Annotated in this window: 2 protein-coding genes; both read right to left on the reverse strand. The window is 43.1% G+C overall.

Translation table 11 applies throughout. The annotated features are described in order from the left end of the window. The coding region (locus IQ229_RS21775) for an AAA-like domain-containing protein (RefSeq protein WP_194047309.1) at nucleotides 1–2,204 on the reverse strand (2,204 nt) is incomplete at its 3' end. A gap of 156 nt (nucleotides 2,205–2,360) precedes the next feature. Further along, on the reverse strand, nucleotides 2,361–2,930 hold a 570-nt coding region (locus IQ229_RS21780; RefSeq protein ID WP_194047311.1), incomplete at its 5' end, for a type I restriction enzyme HsdR N-terminal domain-containing protein.

Here is a 2,930-nt window from a genome sequence, read left to right on the forward strand (position 1 = left end):
GCTAAAGTTTTGCTATCCGGGCTGAAGACGACGCTGATGACCGAATCGCTATGCCCTTCGAGGCGATTTTGTTCACGAATGTTCAGCAGAATAGTCTGTAAACTAAACAAAGGGCTGTAAGCGGGATATTCTGCTAAAGATTGTTTATCCTTGACCAGACTTTTCAATTCTTTAGAAGCCCGCATCGCTAACAGCAGTCCGTCAATTTCCCTTGAATCAAACTGTCGCAGCGCATTTGTTCCCTCTTGTTCCAATCGCGTAGCCGTTAAAGCAACAATTCTTGCTGCATCTGCCTTTTTTAGTTCCTCAAGAGAAGTTTTACGGGCATTGACAGCCGCATTTAGATCAATTTGAGCTTTTTGTAATTGTTGTCGCGCCTGTTGTTGTTCTTGCCTTGCCCGATTTAATTCTGCAATAGCTTTTTCACGCTGCTGTTGTGCCTCTTGCCGTTGTAGAATTGCTTGATTTGCCTGTCCTTCAGCTTGACTAGCCTTTTCGCTAGCTGCTGCCACTTTGTTTTGAGCTAGTTTTAGGTTTCGCTGTGCCTGATTCACATTGACATTTGCGGCATTCAGTTTTGAAGTTGCGTTACTAAGATTCCGTTTTACCTGTGCAGCTTGTTCGGATATTTTTTTATTGTCTGCCGATATTTGCTGATTATCTTGCTTAGTTTCTGCGGTTTCTGTTTTTGCTTTTTTTAATTCTGTTTGGGCATTATCTCTTTCTGCCTTTGCTGTTCCTGCTTGTCCCAATTGATATTGAGCAAATATTAATGATGCAACAGCCCCCAGCACAGTCAGTCCTAACACCAAAGAACCAATACGAATTCGTTGATTAGCTTTGTGGTTCGCCTCTGCTAATACTTGCTTTGCCTGTTCCTCTGCTTCCAACCTTTTCTGCACATCGCGCTTTTCCAACTCCTGGCTAGCAGCTAAAAACTGATAATCCAAATCACTCAAACTTTTACCAACTGCCCATTCTTGAGCATCTTGCAAAGTCTTTCCCCGCAACAAGCGCGACTCATCTTGACGTTGCGACTCAACCCAGGCATTAAATGTATCGGAGTAGGGGCGCAAGTTTGCTAAAATCTTGTCGCACCATTCCTGCTTAAACACCTCTGTATAAATCCGGTTATAAATTCGCAGCTTCCCTTCCCGCTTCACCACCAAACCCGTCAGCCGCAGTTCCGTTTCTTCACGACTATCATCAGCTACTATCTCTCCCTGTTGCAAAATCTGCTGATACAACCCCAATAATCGCCCAGTCCTCTGTTCCCCACTTCGCATGATTCTGTCTCGAATCGTCTTCAAATGCTCCGGCTCATCCTGCGTCTCCCAATTCTCAATAATCCCCTTGCGTACCAACTCTTCCACCCAGTCTTTATCCTCTAGCCCCCAGCGATGCACTGAGCCTGTCGAAGTGTTCCTAGTCTCCAGTCCCCCCTGCACCAGCAACTTACAAACTTTTTGTGTCAAAAACGGCTGTCCTCCCGTCCAGTCCAGCACCACCTGCATCAACTCTTGAGAATCAACCACTTCAGCCAAACCCCGCGCTAAAGTTTGCGCCTCTGGGAGTTGAAAGCCAGTTAAATCAATTGCCTGTCCAATATTAAAAGGTGTGCGGCGTTTGTCTTGAATCAAATCTGAAGGCGTAGATACGCCAATCAAAGCAAAGGTGAGACGATTATATTCAGGATGGTCTGCTCGTCGGTTGTAGCAATCGCGGATAACTGCAAAAAAGTCATCCAAGTTGAATGAAAGACTCAGAATAGTGTCAATTTCATCAATAAAAATAACAATCTTTTCAGTAATTGTTTGAAGTAAAACCGTTTCAATAAACTTGCTCAAGTGCTGTACTGGTGAAAGCAATCCGTTATCATTCCACCAAGTATCTAAATCAAAAGTTGTATAAATATTCAAACTTCCCACCAGAGTATCAATCACTCCGGCATACCACTGTTCTGGGGTAATATCTGCCGTCCCAATAGCTGTAATATCAACAACAGCACAAGCAAATCCCTCTGTTTGCAACTGCTGCATTACCTGCACCCGCAAGCTAGATTTCCCCATCTGCCGAGAATTGAGTACATAACAAAAATCCCCAGCCTTCAAGCCTTCATAGAGGTCATCGTCAGCTTGCCGTCTAACATAAGTTGGTGCATTTTGAGGCAGACTACCACCGACTTGATACTGGTATTGGGTCACGTCGCTTCGCTCCAAATTAAAAATTAAAAATTAAAAATTATGAAATACAACGTGAGTTCGACAAACCTCTCCCTGCTTTGAACTAAAGTTCAAGTCTGTCCCTATCCGATTCGGAGAGGGACGGTTTTGCGTAGTAAAACCAGGGAGAGGTCATAATTACGAATTACTAATTAAACCAGCTAGATGTTTTAACACTTTTACGACAGTATATAAGTCATCCCCACGATTAAGCGACAGTGTATAAGATAAGGCATATCTCGGTGTACTCTGTTTAGTCAACTTAATAAATTGAAATTCACTACCATTTGTGACAAACCCAAAAACAGGTTTAGCGGAAGTTGCATCTGCCAACATATAAGCCAATGCTTGTGGAATTGCTGGCACTAAGGAGTAATCTGCTCGTTTCGCCTCAATAACGAGAACCCAAAGTGGAGGATGGAACACCAAAATATCAATACGTCCTCTAATAATTGTGCCTTCGTCTTCAGAAGAAATTCTTACCTCTTCTTCCGATGCAATGTAAAAAGGCGGTTGATAAAAACCTGCTAGACGCAATAGTGGAGATAGCACCACCATTTTGACTACAGGTTCTAAAATTTGGTAGCGGGATAAATGCAAATATTCTGCCTTGACTTCGTTGAGAGATTGCTTTTCTAAGTCACTCAACTCAGGTAAATCTTGCTGCCACTCTAAAAAAAATTGTTCGTTTTCTGCACGTTGTAGCCC

Origin of the sequence: Nostoc cf. edaphicum LEGE 07299 (assembly GCF_015207245.1) — a bacterium.
In the GTDB taxonomy this organism is placed as follows: Bacteria; Cyanobacteriota; Cyanobacteriia; order Cyanobacteriales; family Nostocaceae; genus Nostoc; species Nostoc edaphicum_B.